We start from the raw sequence: 23474 nt of genomic DNA, 5'->3' as shown, positions 1-23474 counted from the left end.
AGCCCGCGGGTTCGTGCGTCAGTCAGAACAAGGATGCCTGCTTGCACACGCGCTCCCGGTATCTCTCATGACGATAGCCGCGGGCCTGCATGCATGCCTGCTTGCTCCCGTGCGTACGCTCCTGCGCGCACTGCAGCAACGCCTCGTCCGCTGATACGGCCTGTGCCTGCGCGGTTTCCGGCACCCAGCGGCTGCGCGGCGTCTGGGTGGGTCCATGCATGCAGCAGCCGGAGAGCAGCGCGGCGAACACCAGCACGCAGCAGGAAACGATGTACTGGAGCGTCGGATTCATTCGTGCGATCCCTCCTTCGCGGCCACCGTTTTCAGTATGCGCCGGGTCGCTGGCGCAACGACGCAAGCATACTGTCCCAGAGCGCGAACAGCGCTTCGCCATCCGGCGATGCCGCCCCGGGTTCGTGCTTATCGCCGACGTCGATCCCGAGCTCGGCGTTCCACAGCCCGACCAGGTAGGCAGTCATGCTGAGACCAAGCGCAACGCAGGAGGCACCGATGAAGGCGGGAGAAGGTGTGCCGCGACAGCAACTGGTTCCATGTGTGGAGAGCCTGGACTACGTTCCTCAAAAGTACGAGAAAGATTTACATTGACGCGTGCCGGTGTACTTTTCCTTGGCAAACCCCTTATCCCGCATACAATTATCGACGCGTAAATCCACACAGTCACATTCTTGTCGACACTGCAAGTGTGCTTGCGAAGGCAAAACGGTCGCGCCCCCTTCTACGCCGGGCACCCAGCGTTCATGGACCCCTCCGCCCGTAGACCCATACATACAGCAGCTCGACATAGGTAACACCAATAGAAGCGCCAAAGTCCGGCGGATACTGGTTTGGGCGCTAAGCCACTTCATGACTGACTCCAAGCACAATCAGCAATCCATCACATCGATCCTGGCCGCAGACGCAAACTCCCCATAAGCTCTTGCCACAGCACCTTCGCTTGCTCATCTGTCAGTGGTGAGGGCCCTGTTTCACCTGTCATCAGCTGTACTTCCATGAACGGATGACGTGCATCCCTGGGGATTCCTTCTGCGCCGAAGAAAAACTTTTGCATCCGAGTACCGTCCATGCCCTCACTTGGCGCACTGATGGCGATCTCATAGCCGTCTTGGCCGGCGTAGAGAACCTTCCCTCGCTGAAGCGTTTTCACCTGTGATGAGAAGCGCGCCAGCATTCCCAAGTCGCCCGAAATTCGACCTTCTAGTGATGGCTCCTCCGATGGCTGCATCAGCCCCGCCACATCCACGCTGAAGGTGACATTGGGGTGCTGTGAAAAATGAACAATCAAAGTGGCGTCACCGCCAACATCCTGTGGCCCGTCCTCCTGGAACACACCGTCGCCAACACAGAAACCTGGTTGCGTCGGGATTTCATTCGGCCGGAGCGGCGTATAGCGATCGACTGTTCGGGCGAGACTCTCTCGGATGGCAGAATATTTATCTGCACCGCCCCCCTGTACGGAGAACGCATACTTCGCACCTGCAAGTAGTCGCGTCAAAACAACTTCGATTGCGGCACTACCGTTGGCCACATGCCGCCCCACGACCGTCTGTTGCCTGGAAGGATCTACGTCGACCCCAACCAGTCGCGTCGCCGAGAATGTTGTTGTTGGATCGATACCAAAGCCTCGATCGAAATCATCATCGTCCGGATTTCGTTCAGTTTTTTGGCCTTCCAGGCTGGCCGCCTTCCGGCGCGCTTCAGTTTCGATTTCCTCAAAATCATCCGTTGACCCGAGCTTTTCGACAGTCACTGCGCGATAGCTACCTGTTGCTCGCACCGACGCATCCTTCGGCACATCCAGCAGAAAATGTCCAACGCACACTGTTCTGGCCTGCTCACCTGCCATCACGACCTCCGTGCTCATCATTGTGCTCAATGTGCACGCACCAATCAGCCCGAGCACTAGCGTTCGCAAGGGAACGCCATCGAACGCGTGTCTCATCGAACCCTCCAGTTCTCATGCCAGTCGCCCCAGCAGCTTACCAATTGCATACAAGGTACTTTGTTGCACGGCGTCATCCTCATAGGAAGATCCGTGCTTGATGCCTGTCAGCTTGAAGCTCTGCTTGACCGCCGCGCTTCCGCTTTCACCGGGACCGGCGCCCGACCATTTCGACACCGTCTCGTCGCCCGGTTCAGATGCCTTCGGTATCTTGAACTTCGGCCTTTCCGGCATATCGAGCGTGACCGGATCACTCTTGCGCCCGTGAACCGCCGCTTCCCGCAACGCTTCTTCACCGAGCGTTACCTGATCCGCTGTCTCCCATCCGAGCGTCTGGTATGTCTTGATCTCTTCATCCGCTCCATAGTGGATATAGGAAGGATCGAAATACCAATCTCCAAGTTCGTCATGAAAATTCTTCGTCTCTCTAAGGTTGTCGCGGTAGACATTGCTCCAAGGGTCAAGAGGAACTTCGGCCTTTCCATGAATTTTGGCTGGATCGATCAGTTCTTTGTCGACTAACCGGTACCACTTGTTTTCCTGGTTATAGATTTCCGTGTACGGATTGGCAGCCGGAAGTCTCATCATGACGCCATCGTCCGGCCCCGTACCCTTGTCCTTGGCACGCAACCAACCCTTCGGGTAGTTCTTGTTCGGCAACAACTCCAACGCCCCCGGCGCATTCGCAAACACCGCTGTGATCTGCGCCGCGTTGGATCCCAGCACGAGTCCTGTCGGGAAATCGTAGCCTGTGCGCACATGGTGATAGGCCGCCGGCGCGCCCAGTGCCGGCATCACTCCGTGGACGATGCCCAGCACCTTGTTCGTGATCTCCGCGTCTTCTTCCAGGCCATAGGCCTCATGTAACGCCGCGCGCGAGACCAACCCGCCCATCGAGTGCGTCACCAGAATGACCTTCTCACACCGATATCGAGTCCGCTTGCCCTCGCCGCCGTTTTGCCAGTGCTCGATGATCTCGTTGATCTTTCCGACTAGGTACTTGCCAGATTCGCCGTTGCTCTGGAGCCAGTTGTAGCCCACGCAATGAACCGGACAGAACACCGTGCCCGCCGTCTCCGAATCTGTGCTGGTCAGCAGATCAACTGCCTTCTCAGGTGCCCAGGCATCAAGAATGTCCGCCTTGTCCTCCATCGATTCCCACGGAGAGGTGGACTCATCCTTGTTGAGGGTGTCGTCCAACCACGGGATGAACTTGCCGTAACCGAACTTGGCCGCCGTTCCCCAACCGCGCTTCTTGGCCGTGTCCCCGTCCGGTACCGTGGCCGACTCGCCGAAGAAGGCGCCCCCATCGTCGACTTCCGTCGTCTTCGGGTTGAGCTTGCGCTGGCGCGTGGCCGACCCCCGGAAAACCCATTGCCATGCGAGGCGGAAGATCGAATTCGGAGTCCAGACCGCCTCTCCCGTCTCTTTGTTTCGCAGGTTGCTGCCCATGATGCCGGGCACGAAGACGATCGGCACCGCCTCGTCCTTGACCTCCATTTCGACGCGCTGCGTGTCCGCAGCGGGAGTGAGTTGTATCGTTGAATAGGCGACACCACTTGCGTCGTAGTGCTTCGAGAGTCTGATGTTATTCCCATTCCCTTGATTGCCCCCACTCACGATGCAGCCCCTCCGTTGGTCTTGACCGGCCCGAGCAATCGGAATGCCGCCTGCTCCAGGCCCAACCCCTTCTGCACGGGCGTCCAGCCTTCGCCATCCGTGACGCCACGGATAACGGCACCATCCGCACGTACGAGTTCGTATTCGTAGTTCTTAACGGGTTCACCGTTGCGCTTCACCAGCTGCAGGCGCTGATCGAACTTCGTCTCCGGCCAGCTGTTCATTTCCCGACTGAGCTGCGCCGGCCCGAGGAAGCTCTTCTTGCCCGCATGCACCTTGATCGTGCCCGGGCAGGCGATGACGATGTTGCCGTCCTCGATGGTCAGGCTGGCGCCGCCGGCGGTGGCCAGGTGCAGGGTCTTGCCGGCGGCCATTTCCAGTTCTGCGTTGGCGCTGACCAGCTTCAGCTGTTCCTTTGCCTGCAGCTTGACCTGGTCGTTCTGGGCCTGGAGGTCCAGTTCGCCCTCGCCGGCGACCAGACTCAGGCTCGTCTCCTCGGCCTGCCCCTCGGTCGCCGCGGCGAGCACGCCGATCGCCTGGCCGGTGTGCAGGCGCAGGTTGCCGGCGACGGCGAGGTGGCTGGCCTGGCCGCTGGCCAGGGTGAGGGTCTCGCCGACCGCCCAGGTCAGGCTCTGCCCCGCGACCAGGCCGATACCGGCCGGTGCGGCGAGCCCGAGCAGGGCGTCGCCGGTGTGGGGAACGCGGCCTTCCGCGGCATCGGGCTTGCGCGCGGCGGCTTCGCCGCGCGCGGCGTCGAACTGCTCACCGGGCACGGTGGTCCTGGCGCTGGTCAGCAGCGCCTGCAGCGGAGCCTGGTCGGGCACCAGGCGCGAGGCGCTGGCAGCATGCGCGCCCTCGTGGTCGGCGAGCTTCACCGTCTGATGCGTGGCCGCGGCACCGGAGAACGTCTCGCCCAGGGTCCGCAGTTGCGTGAGCAGCGCGTTCGGGCCGACGGCATCGCCGGCCGGCGTGTCGCCGGACTTGGCGTAGGCGCTCAGCCACAGGCCGGATTCGGCGCGCACGACGCCCCAGGCGTCGGTGCGCAGTTCGAAGCCTTCGCCGCGGAAGCTGCCGCGGTAATTGTCGGCCTGGTGGATCAGGTGGCCGAGGTTGAGCTGGCTGACGGCCTGGGTGGTCGCCAGCTGCAGACGCAGCTGGCCGTCGCTGTCGTCGAACACCAGCCGGTTGTGGCCGTCGCCGCCCCACTCCTTCGATTGCACACCCCACAGGGCGGTGGCGTTGCGGTGGGCGTCGTCGCCCGCGCCCAGGCCGTGCCACGGTGGCGCGTGGCCGCCGGCGAGATTGGCCTGGGCGCTGGGGCTGTGGTCGGCGGCCTGCGCGTAGGCGCTGGCGTCCGATTCGGCGGCGCGGCCGCCGGGCGTGGGCGCCACGCCGCCCTCGCCCTGGCCGTTGTACAGCGTCCCCATCACCACCGGCCGGTCGATGTCGCCTTCCAGGAAGGCCACCAGCACTTCCTGCCCGATCCGCGGCAGGAACTGGCTGCCGACACCGGGGCCGGCGTAGCGCTGGGCCACGCGCAGCCAGCAGGAGCTCGCCGTTGTGCCCGGCGCCGCGTCGGCGCCCATCCAGTGGAACTTCACCCGGATCCGCCCGAGCTTGTCGCAGTACAGCTCCTGTGCGCCGGAGGCGGTCGCCTGCCCGTCCGCGCCGACCACGAGCGCGGTCTGGTAGCCGGGCGCGGTGGGGCGCGGGTTGAGGCGGGCGCCGGTGCCGTCGTCGAGCACGGGGCGCCACGGGCGTTCGCGATCGACCGCCTCGAAGCGGTTGGCATAGCCGACCGCCTCGGCGCGCTGCTGCATGCTGCGCTCGGCAAGCCGGTCGTCCTCGTTTTGCGGCCAGGCCGGCGCGGGACCGAGCTGCGCGGCCACGGTCTCGCGCAGGTCGAGCGGCAGGTTGTTGATGCCGGCGTGGTGGACGCAGGTGAGCAGGATCTCCGCGGGGGGCGCCTCCCCCTGCACGGGGGCCTGGGTGAGCCGGAACCAGGTGCCGGCGCGGAACGTGCGCGCGGTGCCCTGCCCGAACCAGGCATCGCGCCGCGCTTCGCGCGCCTGCGCCATCAGCCTGGCGGTGCGTTCGGCCTCGCCGGCATTGGCGAAAGCATAGGCGCCGGACGGGTCGTAGGCCTCCAGCGGCGCCTCGCGTTCTGCGCCGGACTGCAATGGCAGCTGCGCGCTGCTGGCCTGCCGGGTCTTGTAGTCGTCGCCGAGCACGGTCAGGCGGTCGGCACCGATGCGGCGGCGTTGGCCGAACGCCTGGATGCTGTCGTGCGCCTCGGTGGCGTCGCTGCGGTGGAAGCGGATGCCGCCGTCCTGCTCGGAGCCGGCATCCTGTGGCTGCGCGGCGCTCTCGGCGAACAGCACCAGCCGGTGTCCGCAGGATGCATCCTCGCTCTCCTCCAGGCGCCAGCCCAGGCCCTCCTCGGCCAGCAGCCGGCCGATGAAATCGAAATCGCTTTCGCGATACTGCACGCAGTAGCTGCGCGGTCGTGCCTGGGCGAGGAACGGGCCGACATCGTCGCCCAGCTGCCACGATGCCAGCGGCGCGTAGCCGGCGAAGACCGTCTCCACGATCTCCGTCACGCTGCGTTCCTGGAACACACGGCTGTGCCGGCCCTGGGTCAGCAGCCAGGTCCACGGCACCAGGCACAGGCGGTAGCGGGCCAGGCCGCCGTCGGTGCCGACGCAGGCCGCCTCGCGCACCAGACCGGTGCGCACGGCTTCACCACCGTGGGCCAGGCGGGTCAGCAGCCGGGCGGGTTTGCCGAGCCAGGCGTCGAGCGGCAGGTCGGCATCGGGCGAGAGCACGTCGACCCACCACTCGAAACCTTGCGACAGCGCCTCGCGGCCGCGCCAGCGCTCCACCAGCAATCCGGCGGGCGCGTCGGGCAGTTCCAGGCGATAGAGACGGGTCGCATCGTCGATGCGAGCGAGCGAGGCCAGTGCATCCCGCACACGATCCAATGAGTGCATCATGAGAACTCCGTGGCTTGACGGGACCCCTGCGGATCGCGCGCTTGTCGCACGGCGCGGACGCAGAGGCCGACTTCCTGTCCCGCAAGTTAGCAAAATTCGCGGACCGACAGTATAGGGAAACTCCGACAACTCTGTAGAATCGGCCCCACAACCCATCAACCGAGCACCGCCATGCTGGAATTGGAAGACCTGCTGGCCCCGATCTCCGACGATAGCCCCACCGGCGAAGATCTCTCCTTCTCGTCCGAGTTCGACGCGATCCAGGACGCCCGACGCGCCGACGACCCCACCCTGGACCAGGGCGAATGGGTCACCGACATCAAGTACGCCGACTGGACCGCGGCCGCGCGGATGTGCGAGGCCCTGTTGCGGCAGCGGACCAAGGACCTGCGCCTGGGCGCGTGGTTCGCCGAGGCCGGCGCCCAGGTCCACGGCTTCGCCGGACTGGCGACCGGTTTCCGGCTGGTCGCGCGCCTGTGCGACCGCTACTGGGACGAGGTGCACCCTCTGGCGATCGACGGCGACTACGAGGAGCGCATCGGCAATCTCAGCTGGCTGCTGACCAACACGCTGCAATGGCTGCGCACGCTGCCGATCACGCAGGCGCCGCAGGGCCGCTTCGGGCTCGGCGATTTCGAGGCCGCGCACGCCCGCAGCGGCAGCGGCGAGGCCGCGGGCGCGGACGGCCAGCCGGACCTGGAGCTGATGGAAGCGGCGCGGCGCGACACGCCGCACGAGTTCTATCGGCCGTTGATCGAATCGGTCGCCGATTGCGCGGCTGCGCTGCAGGAGCTGCAGCTTTCGGTGGACGCGCGCCTGGGTGCCGACGGCCCCAGCTTCACGCCGGTACGCGACCAGCTGGAGCATCTGCAGAAGACGGTGCTGCGCTTCGCCCGCGACGCCGGCGTGCTGCTGGACGGCGATGCCGCCGACATCGGCGAGGACGGCACCAGCGATATCGGGCACGGGAGCGAGGCGGCGGTTGCGGGCCACGGCGGTCCGATCTCGTCGCGCCGGCAGGCGCTGGCACAGCTGCGCCAGGTGGCGGAATTCTTCCGCCGCACCGAACCGCACAGCCCGGTCGCCTACCTCGCCGACAAGGCCGCGCGCTGGGGCGAAATGCCGCTGCACGTCTGGCTCAAGCGGGTGATCAAGGACGACAGCACGCTGTCGCAGGTGGAGGAGTTGCTGGATGTCGACAGCAGCCAGGAGTCGTTCGGGTCCTGAAAAGCGCACCGCGCCAGGCAGTCCTGTCCGCCGCAGTGAGAATTGGGCCGTCGCCACGGGTTTCGTCAATGAATAGCCCGAGCTTCAAGCCTTGATGTTTTAACCCATTGCGAAGCACCCGGCTGTTCATTTGCACCGCCCATGGCGACGGGTCTGATCCCACCGCAGCGGAAACGGCTGCCTGGCGCGCCCTCAGAGCACGCGGAACTGGATGCGGCGGTTGCGGGCGCGGCCGTCCTCGGTGGCGTTGTCGGCGATGGGCTCGTCCGGGCCGCGGCCGAGCACGTCGAGGTTCCCGGGCGGAATGCCCTGCCCGACCAGGTAGCCGCGCACCGCCTCGGCGCGCGCCTGGCTGAGGGCGAGATTGCCCTGGCGCTGGCCGACGTCGTCGGTATGGCCGATGATCTGCACCCGCGCGTCGCCGATTTCCCGCAGTTTTTCCGCCATCTCGTCGAGGATGTAGCGGCCGAGGTCGGTGAGGCGGGCGCTGCCGCTTTCGAACTCGATGATGCGGTCGCCCAGGGTGGCATCGAGCAGGCCCTGGCCGGAACCGCCGGTGCCCAGGCTGTTGGTGACGGTATAGGTGCTGTTGCTGGCCAGGCTGAGCTCGCTGGCGACCTGCTGGCGCTGCGCCTCGTTGACCACCTCGCCGGTGATGCGGACGCTCTGGCCGTTGACCTCCAGCTTGCCCGCCGACACCCGCTGCAGCCCCGGCGTGAGCATGTTGGCCACGTAGCTGCCCCAGTTGGGCGGGGTCGGGATCGACTCCACCTGGATCCGGTCGACCACGCGCTCGTCGCCGTACAGCGTGCGCAGCTTGTCGAGGATCTGCGCCTTGGTCGCCTGGTCCGGGACCACGCCCTCGGCCACCACCGGCTCCGCGGCCGGCTGCGCCTGCGCTGCGACCGATGCCAGCAGCAGCGTGAAGAGAAGGATGACGCGACGCATGTTCATGCTCCCAGGAAGGTTTCGCCGAAGATCCGGCGCGCGGCTTTCAGCGACAGGTCATGGCGGTCGACGTAGCTGGCCAGCTTGTTGAGGCCGTAGTCGGTCGGCAGGTGTTCGTCCACCCATTCCGCGTCGTGGATGCGGATCAGGTGCTCGCCCGCCGCCTGCGGATCGAGCACCGCACGCAGTGTCTGGTGGTCGGCGCCGTTGAAGCCGACGATCATCCGCGGCGCGTCCTCGTCGCGCACCAGCACCGCCAGCTCGAAGTCGCCGCGGGCGATGAAGCCGGCGATGACGTCGAGCCAGAATGCGCCGACCAGCGGCCGGTACAGCGGATCGCGCGGCAGCGGCAGTTCCAGGCCCTTGTCGATCGTCACCCCGCTGCCCGACAGCACCGGTTGCAGCAGCAGCCCGAGTGCCGGCAGCATGCGCCGCAGCACGACATCGTCGTGGCCGGAGTCGCGCAACAGCCGCTCCAGCGAGCCGATCGTCTGCAATTCGAGGAAATCGCCGAAGGACGCCGCGTATGCGCCCGGGTCGGTGCTGAGGTCGTAGCGCGTCTCGGCCAGCTGCTGCAGCGGGATCGCCGCCTCCTCGGCATCGACGGCGCTGCGCGCCTGGCGCGCCAGTCCGCTCCAGACGCGGGTCAGCGCCAGCGGGCTGCGGGCGATGAAGCCGAGCGGGTTTCCGACTTCGACCCGGACCGCCGACAGCAGCGGGAAGCGCCGCTGCGAGGCATCGCGGCTGGGCAGGAAGTGCCCGCATACCACCAGCTTGCTGCGCGAGCCCATGAACGCGTAGTGCACGTCGGGCGCACCGTCGTACAGCCGCTTCCAGTCGGGGTTCTGGCTCAGCAGCTCGATGCTGCTGCCGGCCCAGCGGTCCAGCAGCCCCATCAGCTGATGGTTGTCCGCGGTGCGCACGAAATCCCCGCGCGAGGGCACCTTGCCGAAGTAACTGACCGCCGCCGAGACCGTGTGCGTCATGCGCCCTCCTCCCTGTCTTCCGACTCCATTCCGTCCGCCAGTGGCGCGGCCGCCGGTGCGCCGCCGGCGACCGTGGCCGGCAGTTGCAGCCCACGCTGCCAGTCGCCGCCGTTGCTGCCGGCACCCGGGCGCCGGGTGATCTTCATCACCATCGACACCGAGACGCCGTCCCGTACCCAGGTCAGGGTGCTGCTGTCGGAGCGATGCTCGGCGGTCGCGAGCTCCATCATCCGCGCCAGGCCGTTGCCGCCGGGCGCATTGACCAGTTCCACCGTGCGCCCGTCGCTGGTGACTGCGCTCAACTTGACGCCGGGAATCCCGCCCGGGTTCGGCCACTGGAAGGTCTGCCAGGCCGGCGGGGTGTTGCGGTAGCGCAGCGTCTGTCCATCGATGTCGAGGGTGAACTCGACCGCGCCGGTGGCCGGCTGCGGCTGGATCTCGAAGATCGTCGTGTCCTGTCCGGCGGCCCCGCCGGCCGAACCGCTGACCCAGTCGCCGTAGCCGCTGACCAGTTCCGGCAGCAGGGTGATGCCGAGACCGGCCCAGCGCCGTGCCTCCAGCAGGTTGCCGCGCTGGATCACCAGCACGCCGAGCGCCTCCTTGTTGAACGCGGCGATCGCGCCGGACGCGCCGAAGATGGCGGCGACGTCGGTCGGTGCGGCATCGACGTCGGCCGCCGGATCGAACGGGAACTGGCGGCCGATGCGCGTCTGGAAGGGTTCGTACACCTGCGCCGCCCACACCCGGTTGATCTCGGCCTCGGTCGGCGGCACCAGCGCCGCGAAGGTCTCGGTCAACGGGCGCAGCAGCAGCGGCCGCAGCGCCTTGCGCTGCGATTCGTCCAGGCCGGTGAGCATCTGCTCGTCGACCAGGGTGAGCGCGGCGTTGAGCTCGGAGCCTTCGTTGCTCAGGGTGTCCTGCATCAGCCGGCGCGCGCCGGGGCCGGGCTCGCCCTCGGTGCGGATCGCGTTGAGCCGCGTGCGCAGCTTGCCGAGCGTCTGGAAATAGTCGTCGATCAGCGCGCTGCCGTCGCGCTTGGCGACCAGCCGCGCGAAGCCCTCGAACGCCTTGCCGATCGGCCCCATCGGCGCCTGCGTCGGGCGCCCGGTGTCGGGATTGATCTGGACCGGCACCGACGACGGCGTGCGCCGCAGGATCACGCGCTGGAACCATGCCACGAAGCCGCCCTTCGCCTTGTCCTGGAGCGCGTTGACGGCCGACGGGTTGTCCCAGATGGTCTGTTCGTTGATCGCCTCGAGCAGCGCACGCAACGGCGACTGCTGCGGGTCGCCGATGCTGTTCATGCGCGTGACCGTGTCGTCGAAACTGCCGAAGCGGGCGACGCTCACGCCCTGCAGGAACTTCTGCCATTCCTGTGCGTATTCCTGCTTGTAGAGCATCGCCAGTTCGCGCGCGATGTGCTCCGGGCTGCCCGCCAGCGACAGGTCGCTCTGCTCGGTGGTATCGAGCACCCAGTCGGTGGTGCTGAGCTCGGTGTTCGCCGCCTCGTCGACCGCGCCCTTGACGTAGTCCTCCCACGCCCGGCGCGAGAACGCCCCGGAAATCGCGTAGCTGCCGGTGATGGTGTCGTTGTTGCGCTCGTCGCCGACCAGGCTGTTGACGGTGACCGTGGGAAAGCGCGTCGCCGCGCGCGCCTTGATCTGCGCGAACACGCGGTTGATCGCCGGCTCCCCGCGCGTGGCCTGGGTCAGCGCCGCGCGGCTGTCGGAGATCAGCGACACCTTGGTCTCGACCTGCGGCCAGCGCGGATCTTCGGCGCGCGCCACGTAGAAGCTCATCAGCTTCTCGGCCGCGCGCGCCATGTCCTCGCGCGACATCTGGCCGCGGTTGCCGTCGAGCCAGCCGCGCCAGAAACGGGTCAACTGGTGCGCCAGGTGCGCCTGCTCCACGCGTCCGCGGTTGCCCAGCATCAGGTAGGTCTTGAGCGCGTTGTAGGCGTCGTTGGTGTCGGTCGGCGAAGCTTCCTGGTACAGCCGCTCCTGCGCTTGCTCGTCCTGGCTGGCGCTCTCGGTGAGCTGCCCGCCCCGCGCCACCACCTCGGCGAGGAAGGCCTCGATGCGGGCGTTGGTCGGCGCCAGCATCACCTGGCGCATGCCGTCGAAATACTCCTGCAGCAGCTTGGCCTCGATGCGATCGCCCTGGTACAGGCCCAGGTGGGTGGTGATGCTGCGCTGCTGCCGATAGCGGGCGAGCTGCTCGAGGCGATCCTGCAGCAGCAGCAATGCATCGATGCGCGATTTGAGGTCGACGCGATCCTCCTGCAGCCGCACCGCCTGCTCCAGGTCCTTGCCGGCATTGGCCACCAGCTGCCGGTTGCTGGTGTACGACCAGGTCCACAGCCCCAGCACCAGCGCCAACGCCGCCACCGCGCCCAGGAACACCGCGTAGCGCAGCCGTGTCTGGTGCGGGCTCGAGTACTGCTGCACCAGCTGCCGGTCGGCGAACACGACCTTGCGGAACAGGTCCTTGAGGAAGTGCGCGGTGTGCCCGGACGGCTCGCCGGCCTCGGCCTGCGCACGCGGCCGCAGCGCGAACTCGCGACCGACGCGCTCGGAGGCGTAGTGCACCGAATGCCCTTCCTGCAGCGCGCTGGTGAAATAGAAGCCTCGGAACACGGGCTTGTACTGGTACGGATTGTCCTCGAACAGCGTGGCGACGAAGGTACGCAGCGCCGGCTTGATGCCGACGAACTCCAGCGGCAGCGTCAACAGCCCGGGCGAGACCTCGCGCCCGCGCTGCATCGCCATCTGCGACAGGCTCATCTCCTTCAGGCCTTCGGCCAGCTCGTCGAAGTAGGTGTCGAAGCTGCCGAGCGCATCGTTGTCCGACTTCGGATCGAATGGCAGCGTCGCGCCCCACACGTTCTCGCGTTCCGACGGGTCGAGCCCATGGAAGAATTCGGTGAAGCCGGCGATCAGGTCGGCCTTGGTGAACACCACGTAGACCGGCGCGAACACCTCCAGCCGCTCGGTGATCTCCTGGACCCGTTGGCGCAGGTTCTTGGCCAGCTCGATCGCGAACTCCGGCTTGCTGCCGGACAGCTCGGCGATGCTGGCGGCGATGATGATGCCGTTGACCGGCGCGCGCGGACGGTGCTTCTTCAGCAGATCGAGGAAGGTCAGCCATTCCAGGCGGTCCTCGACGCTGACCGAGTAGCGACCGGCGGTGTCGAGCACAATGCCTTCGGTGGTGAAGTACCAGTCGCAGTTGCGGGTGCCGCCGATGCCCTGGATGACGTTGCTGCGGTTGTCCTCGAACGGGAACTTGAGCCCGGAGTTGAGGATCGCGGAACTCTTGCCGGCCGCCGGATTGCCGATGATCACGTACCAGGGCAGTTCGTAGAGCGCGGCCTTGCCCTTGAGCACGCCGATGCGCGAGGACTTGATCGCCTTGACCGCCTCGAGCATGCGCTCGCGCAGCGCCTCGGTATCGGCGCGGGCGGCGGGCTGGGCGTTGGCGACGGCTCGCTCGGTTTCGCCCTCGACCATCTCGTCGAGCCCCTTGGCGGCGCGGCGCGCGCGGATCCTGCGCACGATCCACACCAGCAGCCACACCAGCAGCGCGACGACGAGCAAGACCAGCGCCCACACGCCGACCTGCTTCAGGCCGTCGGCGCCGAAATACATCAGTGCCGCGGCGGAGGCGATGCCGATCACGGCGAGAACGCGATAGTCGGTGAGGTAGTACCTGAGTCTGTAGAACATCGGGCGGGTCGATCCGGTTAGGCGGCGAGATCCGGCGGCTCGCCGGCATTGTCTGGAGATGAGGCGGACGCGGGAGCCATCGGCGCGAACGCCACGGCCGCGCGCTCGCACTCGGCGGCGACGGCGAGCGCCAGCACCGGTTGCTGCGATACCCGCACCTGCGCCGCGGCCAGCACCAGCAGCGCCAGCGGCGCGACGTGGCCGATGTCGCCGCAGGCCACGCCGAGCGCGCCGCACTGTGTGGCGGTATCGAGTTCGGGACAGGCCGAGGCGGCCGCGGCGCTCGCCTCGACGGCGCGACTGGGACGCTGGTCGGCGTCACTCACCACCATCGCGACGGCATCGGGCTCGATCGCGGCATGCTGCAGCGCGCGCGTGATCAGTTCCGCTGTGGCGCGGGCGGCGGCACGCGGCGGCGGCGTGGACTGCAGCGCGGCCAACCGCACGCGGTGCATCGCCACGGCGGCTTCGGAAGACATCGGTTCGGGCGCGCCCGGCGGCCGCAACAGCACGCCCGCCGCGGCTTCGCCGGGCACCAGGCCCTCGGCGCGGCGGCTGTCCATCAGACGTCCGCTGGACATCAGCGCCTGCACGCCGCGCTCGCCGATCGCCGAGTCGCAGGCGAGCAGCAGCTGCCAGCTCTGCTCGTCTGCGGCCGTAGTGCCGAGCCGATCGAGCAGCCGCCACGTATCCTCCGGCCCCTGCATCGCGAGCAACTCGAGCGCGATGCGGCGGGCGTCAAGCCCCGCGGCCAGCGCCGCTTCCAGCAACCAGTCGCCGCAGGCCTGGCGCAGCGGCTGCGGCCAGGCGGACGGCAGCAGCACGCGGATGCGGACGGCCTCGCGCACGTCGTGCTGCTCGCGCCGGCGCAGTCCGGCGACGACGCGCTCCTCCGACGCCGGCAGGGGCGGCAGCTGCAGCGCCACCTCGTCGAACAATTCCTCGGCCACCGGCTGCAGCAGCGCCAACGCCCGCAACCGCTCCTCCTCCGGGGCACGGCTGCCTTCCGCCGGGGACAGTCGCGCCATGGCATCGGCGACCGCCTCGGTATCCAGCCCGTCGACATGGGCGGCGAACACCGGCAGGCCGTCACGGTCGCGGAAGCGCGGGTGCAGCCCCGGACGTGGCGGTGCCTGCAACGCCGCCAGCACCGCACCGGGGGCATCGCCGCAGGGCAGGCGCAGTGCGCCGGCCAGGCAGTCGAGCGGCGGATGCACCTGCCCGGCATCGGTCTCGAGCGCGTCGTCGTCCGCCACGGTATCGGTTGCTTCGGGTTGGCGGCGGTGCGCTGCGCGCTTGCGGCGAATCAGCCACAGCCCCGCCAGCAGGCCCAGCGGCAGCACGCCGAGCACCAGCAGCATCTGGCCGCCGCCGGGCGCACCACCGCTGCTTCGCCAATACAGGATCGCGCACAGCCAGACCACGGCGAACACCACCGCCATGACCAGACCCGCACGCCAAATCCCCGACCACTTCACATCCTCACTCCCTGAGCCTGCCTGACGGCAGCGCCAATGCGCCCCGTTTCCGGGGTCATTCCCCGGATCGCTCCCCCGGATCACTCCGTCGTCGTGGTGACCTGCGTCGAGATCAGCGTCGCGCCGCAAGCGGTCTTGTCACCCTGGCGCGCCACCGGCTGGCCGTCGACGATCATCGTCGGATCGCCGGCAGCGATGGTGGTAGGTCCGTGCCGCTGGCACGTCACACGGTCGCCGATGCGGGCGACGGGCTTGCCCTGGATGTCGGTCGCGGTCGAACCGCTGACGACCGTTCCCCCGTGATCGATCTGATCGCCCACCACGATAATCGGACGCGACATATCGGTTCTGCTCCCTATTCGCTGCGCTCTGTCCCTGGGCCCCCGCGGGGCCGGCCCGCGCCGGGCCGAGCGGGAAAGATAGCAGGACTGGCGACCGTTTATCACCCGCCCTGCCGCTGTCGTGCCTGCCTGGCCCGGCGGCACTCCGCACCCATCTCCACGTGCACGTAGTCGCGCATGCGCCAGTTGCCGCCCCAGACCAGCCCGGCCTGTTGCGCCAGCTCGCCGTAAAGGAAATAGGCCTGCTTGGTCCACGCATCGCCCATGTCCCACTGCAGCTTGCCCGCGCGCATCGGGGCACTGTCCAGCGCCAGCCCGTACTGGTGGCAGCTCGACCAGGCGCCGGCATTGGTGGCGCGGCCGTCGCGCTTGAGCTCGGCCTGGCGCTCGGGGCTGCGGTAGCCTTCCACCAGCACCATCTCGATGCCGTATTGCGCGCGCATGACCCGGTAGATCGCCAGCACCCGCTGCTGCAGGTCGGGATTGATGCGGTCCCATTTTCTGTCGGCGGTCACGATTTCGGGCTTGATCCGCCGCACCTCGGCGGTGGTGAACACCGCCGGCGGCGGCGGCGGCGGCGGCACCAGGCGTTCGCCGCGCAGCAGCTCGGCGATCATCGTCCGCGACTCCGACAGGTCTTCCGCGCTGAATCCCTCCAGCACCACATGCTGCCGGAAGGCCAGGATCAGCAGCGGCGGCAGACACAGCAGGGCGATCGCGACAGCCAGCACCCAGCGATGCCGCAACAGCGCCGTGACCGTGTTCGCGCCCGCCTCGCGCACCGTCCGCCCGGTGCCGTCGACGCGCCCGGCCAGTCGCCGGCCATCCCGCGCGGCGCGGCCGCCCAGTGCGCGCACCACGTGCCGCAGTCCCGCGGCGATGCGTTCGCGCGCCTCGGGAAACGCCAGCAACCAGGTCGAAACGCAGACGACCAGGAAAACCAGCGTGATCCAGAGCACGATCACCGCCACGCCCCGGTAGGCGGCACACCCATTGACGGTCGACGGTCAGTCGCTAGAATGCCTGAAAGGACTGATTCCGGCCTGCGCCGGACAAGAGCGGGATTGCACTTGAATACTGGCGAATCGAATCGTCCGAGCCTGGTCGCAGGAACCGACCGCAGCCCAGCGGGCACACGGCCGCGCGCCAGCATCCTTGCCGACATGGAGAACCGCAAGCCGGAAAAGCCGGCGGTGGCCGCGCGGCGCAGGCCGCTGCTTTGGCTCCTCATGCTGGCCTGCGCCGTCCTTGTCATCCTTGCCTTCCTGCAGTTGTCCGCGCGCATGTTCGCACCGGGCGCGGAGGGTCGAGATACCCCGACCGGGCGCGAGACTTTCGGTCAAACCGCACCCGCGACGCAAGCACCGGCGATGGATCCCTCCGGCACCGTCGAACGCGGGGGGGCGATGATCGTCGACGATCCGGCCGCGGAAGAAACCCGCGCCGCGCTCGCCGCCATCGCTTCGGCCTCGGCCGAAAGCGACACCGCCCCCCCTGCCGCTGCGCCGGCAAACGCGTCGTCGGGCGCCGCCGGCACGCGTCGGCAGGCGCCGACCGCATCGCGCGCGCAGGCAAAGCGCGCATCGCGCACGGCGACGACACCGCAGCCTGCAACCGGCACCACCGACCTGATCTCCACCCTGCTGCGCATCATCAAGCAGGACGGTACGGCCAGTGCCCAGCAGCACGAGTCGATGGATGCACTGATCGCGCAGGTGCAGGCCGAGGACGACCGCACCCGCAGCCAGAACAGTGCTGCGCTCGCCTCACTCGGCGGCCCCGGGGACACGGGCGCACAACCCGCGCGCTCGCCGGTCGTACAGGAAAAACTGCGCGCCTGCCCCAAGGCCAATACCGTGGCCGGCATCGAGTGCCGCAGCCAGGTGTGCGCGCAGCATGCCGGCGAAGACGCCGCCTGTCCGCAGCAGTAGCGATGGCGCGGGCCGGCGCCACCCGGCTTCCCTTTCGTACAGGTCCTTTTCGCCACCGCCCGCGTTACGGTCGGCCAGCCGCGACCGGTTCCGGCATTCCGCCGGCCGGTGCCGCGGCAACGGGAGGGAACCACCATGTTCGCTACCACCACCATCCGGGCGGGCCTGGCTGCGCTGCTTGCGCTCGCCACGGCCCCGGCCTGGTCCGCCTGCCGCGATGCCGTCGTGCTGGTGCATGGCAATGCCGGCAGCCCCTCGCATTTCGACGCCACCCGCCAGGCACTGCTCGCGCGCGGTTACGGCGCCGCCGACATCCATCGCCCCGACTGGGGCAGCAAGACCTGCGCCGCCTGCAACGATCACGACGGCAGCGAGGAAACACCGGTACTCGATGCGATGATCGACGCGATCGCAGCATCATGTACCGGCCGCATCGACGTGATCGGCCACTCCATGGGCGCCACCCTGGCCGCGCACCAGATCGCCGAGCACGGCCTGCGTCCGTATGTCGACGCGTTCGTCGGCGTCGCGGGCGCGTTCCGTGGCCTGTGGTCCTGCGGCACCTATCCATTCAACGTCGCCACCAGCGCCTGCGGCACCTGGGGGCTGTCGGTGTCGAGCCCCTTCCTCGACGCGCTGTACGGCAGTCGCTTCGGCGACCGGGTGTACTCGATCAAGTCGTACTACGACGCGGTGGTCTGCTACGGCGCGATCTGCACGGTCGACGGCATCCACAGTTCGTCGATCTGGGGCGAGAACGCCAGCTACACCTACGCCTACGGTCATTTCGGCCTGCTGGGCTACACCGCGTCGCGGCAAGCCAACCTGATCGAATAGCGGCACCAGCAGCCATCGGTGCGCGCCGTCGTCATGGCGCCGCGCGTGCTTGGATGGCCTGCGCCACCCGTTCGAACACCGGCGCCAGCTGGCGCCGGGCTTCGGCCGGCAGCGGTTCCAATGCGTGCTGCGGGTCCGCGATCGCCGCCGCGGATTCGCCTGCCCAGGCGAAGGCGACGCGATTGCTCATCTTCGCCTCGCCGACCATCAGTGCGCGGTCGGCGCCGAACGCATGCCGCAGCGGCTCGAAGTGTCGTTCGGCGTCGGCGCAGAACAGATTGACCGCCACGACGCCGGCCGGCGCGAGCGCGCCGCGGCAATCGTCGTAGAACTGCTGGGTGGACAGCGCCGCCGGGATCCCGGTCTCGTCGTAGCCGTCCACCAGCAGCAGGTCGAAGCGGCCGCGCCGCGCGCGCAGGAAACGCGCGCCGTCGTCGAGCACCACCTGCAGCCGCCCATCGTCGTCGGGAATGCCGAACTCGCGCCGCAGCGCGATCACGTGCGGATTGTTCTCCACCACCTCGATCCGCGCCTGCGGCAGGTGGCGATGGCAGAACTTGACCTGCGAGCCGCCGCCGAGCCCGATCAGGCCGATCGCGCGCGGCCGCGGCTGCCACAACAGCGCACCCATCATGGTCCTGGTGTAGTCGATCAGCAGCACGTCCGGCTCGGCGCTGAGCATGCGACTCTGGGTCTGCCTGCGGGTGAACTGCAGTGAGGTGTAGCGCCCGTAGCGGTGCACGAACGGTTTGCGCAGGCGCCGGCCGGACGCATCGCGCGCCACCGGCCGGCTGAGGCGCGACAGCAGCGCGTCAAGCCAGGCGCGCCACCCGCTCATGTCGTTCTCCATCGCTACCCGGGGCCTGCCGATTGCACTGGCCGGCAAGACTAGCGCACGCCTCGGGCGCCGTCATCGCGGCCGGCGGCGCGGCCGCACCGACTCCCGTGAGGTGGCTGCGACAGGCAGGAAAAGGCGTTCCGACAGACGGTCGCCGCGATCGGCGATGGCTTGCGTTCCCCGGCAAAAAAAGGACTAGACTGCAGGCAGGTGACGTTCCTCGCCCGCAACGCGGAGGGTGTCCCATGCTGAACTGGATCCTCGCGGCGCTCCTGGTCCCATCGGTGGCCGCTCCTGATACCGGCGCTCCCGATACCTACCTGCCGGATCGCACCCAGGTCATGCGCGTACCGCCGGAACTTCGCGCGCAACTGCACGAACACGTCGTCAGTCGCAGCCGCTCCGAAGAGCACCGCCTTCGCCTGCTGGCCGAATTCGTCTTCGCCGAGGAAGGGCTAGCGCTCGAATACGAGAACGGCAACACCCGCACCGTCGAGCAGGCGTGGCGCAGCGGCAAGGTGAACTGCCTGTCGTTCTCGTTGCTGTTCACGGCGCTCGCGCGCGAGGCCGGCCTGGAGGCGTACGTGCAGGAAATCGACAAGGTGCTGGCCTGGTACCAGGAGGAAGGCATCGTCTACAACTCCAGCCACGTCAACGTCGGCGTGCGCACCGGCAGCCAGCGCAGCACCGTCGACGTCAGCGGCGGCGCGATCATTGCGCGCCACCGGCCGGTCGCGATCTCCGAAGATCGCGCCCTCGCGCACTTCTATGGCAACCGCGGCGCCGAACTGATGGCCGCCGGCGCGCTGGAGCCGGCCCGGATCCACATGGTGGCGGCGATCACGCTCGATCCCGACTACGCCACCAACTGGAGCAACTTCGGCGTGCTCCATCTGCGCGGCGGCGACATCGCCGCCGCCGAGCGCGCCTACATCCGGGCGCTGGAGCTCGACCCTATGCACGCCGCGGCGCTGTTCAACATCGTGGGGCTGTATCGCCGCAACGGGGATGCCAAGCGCACGGCCGAGTTCCAGGCGCGACTGGAGAAGGCGCAGCTTGCAGATCCGTTCCATCAGTTCCTGCTGGCGAACGAATACGAAAGCCGCGGCGACTACGCGCGCGCGGTCGATCATTACCGTCGCGCCATCCGCTTGCACGACAAGGAGCACCGGTTCCACTTCGGCCTCGCCCGTACGTACCTGCTGATGGGGGAGAAACGCCGCGCGAGCCGCTCGCTGTCCCGCGCCCGCGCCCTGAGCGACGACGAGGATCGCGCCCGTTACCAGGCCAAGCTGGACCGGCTCAGCCGCGGCGCGAGATAGACGGCTGCGGATCGCCAGGAAATGCGCTGCACCTGGCCGAAATCGTCGCGCCCAAGCTGATCCGCGACGGCATGTACCTGGCCGGGCTGGACATCGTCGGCGACAAGATGATGGAGATCAACGTCGACACGCCCGGCGGCATCAGCATTGCCGAGGATCTGACCGGCGTCGATTTCAGCGGCCACGTCGTCGCCGACCTGGAGCGCAAGGTGCGGCTGCGCGATCTCTACAACCGCACCCTGAGCAACGTCGCGCTGGCGATGATGTAGCGCGGGCGGCCCGGCGCATCGCGCCGTCGTGGCGCCTACGAAGGCAGCTCCGCGGGCCGGGCCAGCGCCATGAGCGTTTCGTCCAGCGGCTGCGGACGGTCGAACAGGTAGCCCTGCATCTGCTCGCAGCCGTGTTCGCGCAGCCACCGGTACTGGCCGGCACGCTCCACGCCCTCGGCGATGACCGTCAGGTCCACGGCATGCCCGAGCGCGATCAGCGCGCGGCAGATCGCCGCACTGCGTGCGTCGCGGTCGACGGATTCGACGAACATTCGGTCCAGCTTGAGCGTGTCGATCGGCAGGTCGCGCAGGTACGACATGCTGGAAAACCCGGTGCCGAAATCGTCCAACGCCACGCAGACGCCCTGCTGCTGCAGCCGGCGCAGCATGTCCGTGGCCCGTTCCGGGTGGTCGAGCAATGCGCTCTCGGTCAACTCGATATGCAGTGCGCCGCGCCGCAGACCGTGCTGGCTCGACAGGCGCTGGATTTCCCCGGCCAGGTCGCGCCCGTGGAACTGCGTGGCGGATACGTTGACGGCGATCGACAGATCGCTCCAACCGCGCTCGCGCAGGCACGCGGCCGCCCGTGCCGCCTCCTGCAGCACCCAGTGCCCCAGCGTGACGATCAGGCCTGAGCGCTCGCACAACGGAACGAACTCCAGCGGCGAGATATAGCCGCCGTCCGGCTGCGGCCAGCGCAACAGGCACTCCAGCGCCACCGGCGCGGCATCGGCGGTGCATCGGATCGGCTGGAAATGCACCTGGAACTCCTCCCGCTCGATCGCACGGCGGACCTGCGCCATCAGCGCGAGTCGCCGGCTCACGCCCTCTTCCATCGCCACCGTGTAGCGCGCCACCTCGATCCCGCCGCGTTCGACCAGATGCGCAGCCAGGGCCGCGCGATCGATCACCTTGCCCGCGGACTGCCCGTCGGCCGGATGGCGCGCGACTCCGATCCGCGCCTCCAGATAATGGATCGTGTCGTGGCTGTGCACCGGCTCGGCGAGGCCGGCGGTCAGCGCCGACAATACGCCCTCGCGCTGGGTGCGGTCGAGGATCGCGAGCACGAAGGTCTCCGATGGCAAATGCGCCACCAGCCCGCAGCGCCGCGCGATCCAGTCGATGCGCTCGGCGACGGTACGCGCGATGGCCGCACCCACGTCGCTGCCAAGCGTCGCGCCGATCATGTCGAGCCCGTGCAGGTCCACGCAGACGATGTCGTAGCCGCCGGTCTCGCCGTCGAGCCGCTCGGCCAGCGCCGTCACCGTCAGCAGCCCGGTGGCGTCGTCGTGGCTGGCGCGGAATGCGAGCTCGCGCTCGTACGCCATGCGCCGGCTGACGTCCTCGGCCAGCACCAGGCGCGCCGGCCGGCCGCGGAACTCGATCGCCGCGCCGTGCACCTGCACCTCGATCAGCGTGCCGTCGCGCTTGCAGTGAACCCAGACGCGCGTGTCGGCGTAGTCCGCGCGCTCTTCAACCAGGTCCCGCCTGACCGCATCCGCGGCATCGGCCGGACGCATGTCGAGGATGCCCATCGAGAGGAACTCCTCGCGCGAGTAGCCGTAGTGGCGCACCGCGGCCTCGTTGACCTCGAGGAAGCACAACGTTTCGGTATCGAACACCCAGAACGGCAGCGGGTTGCGCTCGAACATCAGCCGGAACTGGCGCTCCGCGTCGGCGACCTTCTGCTGCGCCTGCTTGCGTTCGGTGATGTCGACCACGGTGCCGCCCATCTTCGATACGCCGTCGCGATCGACGACCGTCGCACCGCGGACCGCGATCCAGCGCACCTGGCCGTCGGGCCGCAGGATCCGGTACTCGATGGTGAAGTTCTCGCCTGTCTTCCACGCCGATGCGACGGTTGCCGCCAGACGTTCGCGATCCTCCGGATGCACCGCGGCGTAGAACGCCTCGCGGCTCGCCGAACTGCTTCCATCCGGCATGCCGAAGATATCGCTGACCTGGGTCGACCATTCGATCCGGTCGCTTCCCTCGGCGCTCTCCCAGACACCGGTCCTGCCGAGCCGCTGGGCCGTGCGCAGGCGCTCGGCGCCCTGCCGCAATTCGTGCAACAGCGCCGATCGCGTCGACTCGGTGCGCCGCAGATTGCCCAGCAGATACCAGAAGCCGAGCCAGTAGGCGGCATACAGCACCAGCGCCCAGCCTGCGAACCATCGCCAGGGCGCCAACACTTCGTCCTGCGAGATGCCCACGCTGACCACCGTCGGATAGCTGCCGGAGACATGGCGCGAGAGGATGATGCGCCTGTGGTCGTCGAGCGGGCTTCTCGTGCGCAAGGTCTCGCCACGGGCAGGAATCCGCGACACGTCGAGCCCGCGGTCGTATTCGCCGACGAAGCGCTGCGGATCCGGACTGCGCGCCAGGATGCGGCCATCGCGATCCGTCACCACGGCGATGCCCCGGCGTCCGGTGTCGAGATCCGATACCACTTCCTGCAATGCCTCGCTGCGCAGCCGCGCCAGGATCCAGTGCCGGTCCGTCATCGGCAGCGCCATCGGCAGCAACCAGCGGCCCTCGCGACGCTGCATCGGCCCGACGCGCAGCGCGCTGTTCCTGCCGGTCGGCGCCTGCCCGATCCATGCAGGAAATGCCGGATCGCCCCGTCCTCGGGTGATCGCCCCGCCGTCACGGTCGACCAGCACGATATCCTCCAGCTCCTCATGCCGATGCAATACATCGGCAATCGCCTCCAAGAGCAGGTCCGGCGCCTGTTCCGGCACGCTCGCGAACAGCCGTTCGCCGTCGCCGGCGATGCCGAGCATGGCGCGCTCGAGATTACGGAATCGGTACTTCAGCAAGCGCTCGATCCCGGTGACCACCGCCCGGCTCTGGTGCTCCGCCGCCCGCAGCCGCATCGCACGATCGTGCAGCACGAGATAGATCAGCGCCGCCGTCAGCACCGTACCCAGCAGCAGGCCGGAGAGCCCGATCATTCGCGTCGAGTAATGCCTGCCGTTGGCGAGGCTCGGTTCCACTCC

General features: G+C 68.1%; 18 protein-coding genes. 5 read left to right on the top strand and 13 right to left on the bottom strand.

The features are described from left to right. Positions 1–22: 22 nt before the first annotated feature. The 5 genes from AB5T46_RS03770 to AB5T46_RS03750 all read right to left on the bottom strand — a co-directional run bounded on the left by AB5T46_RS03770 (position 23) and on the right by AB5T46_RS03750 (position 6573). Complete coding sequence (locus AB5T46_RS03770) at positions 23–292, bottom strand: hypothetical protein (RefSeq protein ID WP_370562527.1); 270 nt, start codon at positions 290–292, stop codon at positions 23–25. A gap of 31 nt (positions 293–323) precedes the next feature. Further along, positions 324–479 (bottom strand): hypothetical protein, encoded by a 156-nt coding sequence (locus AB5T46_RS03765; protein ID WP_370562526.1) that lies wholly within the window; start codon positions 477–479, stop codon positions 324–326. A gap of 416 nt (positions 480–895) precedes the next feature. Further along, positions 896–1882 (bottom strand): T6SS immunity protein Tli4 family protein, encoded by a 987-nt coding sequence (locus AB5T46_RS03760; protein ID WP_370562525.1) that lies wholly within the window; start codon positions 1880–1882, stop codon positions 896–898. A 93-nt stretch (positions 1883–1975) separates the two neighbouring features. After that, complete coding sequence (locus AB5T46_RS03755; protein ID WP_370562524.1) at positions 1976–3460, bottom strand: lipase family alpha/beta hydrolase; 1485 nt, start codon at positions 3458–3460, stop codon at positions 1976–1978. A 116-nt stretch (positions 3461–3576) separates the two neighbouring features. Then, entirely contained in the window at positions 3577–6573 is a 2997-nt protein-coding gene (locus tag AB5T46_RS03750) for a type VI secretion system Vgr family protein (protein WP_370562523.1), read from the bottom strand. 171 nt (positions 6574–6744) lie between these two features. Here AB5T46_RS03750 and tssA point away from each other — a divergent pair, with 171 nt between their 5' ends. Next, positions 6745–7800: a type VI secretion system protein TssA gene (gene tssA, locus AB5T46_RS03745; RefSeq protein ID WP_370562522.1), complete on the top strand. Its 1056-nt coding sequence runs from the start codon at positions 6745–6747 to the stop codon at positions 7798–7800. Between the two features lie 192 nt (positions 7801–7992). Here the strand turns inward: tssA and AB5T46_RS03740 are convergent, their stop codons facing one another. The 6 genes from AB5T46_RS03740 to AB5T46_RS03715 all read right to left on the bottom strand — a co-directional run bounded on the left by AB5T46_RS03740 (position 7993) and on the right by AB5T46_RS03715 (position 16243). Continuing rightward, the gene (locus AB5T46_RS03740; RefSeq protein WP_459558935.1) at positions 7993–8748 is read right to left on the bottom strand and encodes an OmpA family protein; all 756 of its coding nucleotides are present in this window, start codon (positions 8746–8748) and stop codon (positions 7993–7995) included. Positions 8749–8750: 2 nt separating this feature from the next. After that, entirely contained in the window at positions 8751–9734 is a 984-nt protein-coding gene (gene tagF, locus AB5T46_RS03735) for a type VI secretion system-associated protein TagF (protein ID WP_370562520.1), read from the bottom strand. Next, positions 9731–13459 (bottom strand): type VI secretion system membrane subunit TssM, encoded by a 3729-nt coding sequence (gene tssM / locus AB5T46_RS03730; protein WP_370562519.1) that lies wholly within the window; start codon positions 13457–13459, stop codon positions 9731–9733. Before tssM ends, tagF begins: the two co-directional genes overlap by 4 nt. 17 nt (positions 13460–13476) lie before the next feature. Continuing rightward, positions 13477–14901, bottom strand: a complete 1425-nt coding sequence (locus AB5T46_RS03725) for a hypothetical protein (RefSeq protein WP_370562518.1) — start codon at positions 14899–14901, stop codon at positions 13477–13479. A 116-nt stretch (positions 14902–15017) separates the two neighbouring features. Beyond that, complete coding sequence (locus tag AB5T46_RS03720; RefSeq protein ID WP_370562517.1) at positions 15018–15278, bottom strand: PAAR domain-containing protein; 261 nt, start codon at positions 15276–15278, stop codon at positions 15018–15020. Positions 15279–15379: 101 nt separating this feature from the next. Then, positions 15380–16243: a M15 family metallopeptidase gene (locus AB5T46_RS03715; RefSeq protein WP_370562516.1), complete on the bottom strand. Its 864-nt coding sequence runs from the start codon at positions 16241–16243 to the stop codon at positions 15380–15382. A gap of 105 nt (positions 16244–16348) precedes the next feature. Here AB5T46_RS03715 and AB5T46_RS03710 point away from each other — a divergent pair, with 105 nt between their 5' ends. Together AB5T46_RS03710 and AB5T46_RS03705 are read left to right on the top strand one after the other, a co-directional pair. Beyond that, positions 16349–17209, top strand: a complete 861-nt coding sequence (locus AB5T46_RS03710; RefSeq protein ID WP_370562514.1) for a hypothetical protein — start codon at positions 16349–16351, stop codon at positions 17207–17209. 135 nt (positions 17210–17344) lie between these two features. Continuing rightward, positions 17345–18046 (top strand): esterase/lipase family protein, encoded by a 702-nt coding sequence (locus AB5T46_RS03705; RefSeq protein WP_370562513.1) that lies wholly within the window; start codon positions 17345–17347, stop codon positions 18044–18046. Between the two features lie 31 nt (positions 18047–18077). Here AB5T46_RS03705 and AB5T46_RS03700 read toward each other — a convergent pair whose 3' ends face one another. Next, complete coding sequence (locus AB5T46_RS03700; protein WP_370562512.1) at positions 18078–18884, bottom strand: spermine/spermidine synthase domain-containing protein; 807 nt, start codon at positions 18882–18884, stop codon at positions 18078–18080. Between the two features lie 245 nt (positions 18885–19129). Between AB5T46_RS03700 and AB5T46_RS03695 the strand changes: the two genes are divergently transcribed. Next, on the top strand, positions 19130–20206 hold the full coding sequence (locus AB5T46_RS03695) for a tetratricopeptide repeat protein (protein ID WP_370562511.1): 1077 nt from the start codon (positions 19130–19132) through the stop codon (positions 20204–20206). Continuing rightward, positions 20203–20475: an ATP-grasp domain-containing protein gene (locus AB5T46_RS03690; RefSeq protein WP_370563088.1), complete on the top strand. Its 273-nt coding sequence runs from the start codon at positions 20203–20205 to the stop codon at positions 20473–20475. The genes AB5T46_RS03695 and AB5T46_RS03690 overlap by 4 nt, the downstream gene beginning before the upstream one ends. Before the next feature lie 35 nt (positions 20476–20510). On the opposite strand, the gene AB5T46_RS03685 is transcribed toward AB5T46_RS03690, so the two are convergent. Then, complete coding sequence (locus AB5T46_RS03685; RefSeq protein WP_370562510.1) at positions 20511–23471, bottom strand: bifunctional diguanylate cyclase/phosphodiesterase; 2961 nt, start codon at positions 23469–23471, stop codon at positions 20511–20513. Between the last annotated feature and the right edge of the window lie 3 nt (positions 23472–23474).

Origin of the sequence: Luteimonas salinilitoris (genome assembly GCF_041300785.1) — a bacterium.
Taxonomy (GTDB): Bacteria; Pseudomonadota; Gammaproteobacteria; order Xanthomonadales; family Xanthomonadaceae; genus Luteimonas; species Luteimonas salinilitoris.
Note: the sequence above shows the minus strand (reverse complement) of the source record. Positions and strands in the feature narration are given on the sequence as shown.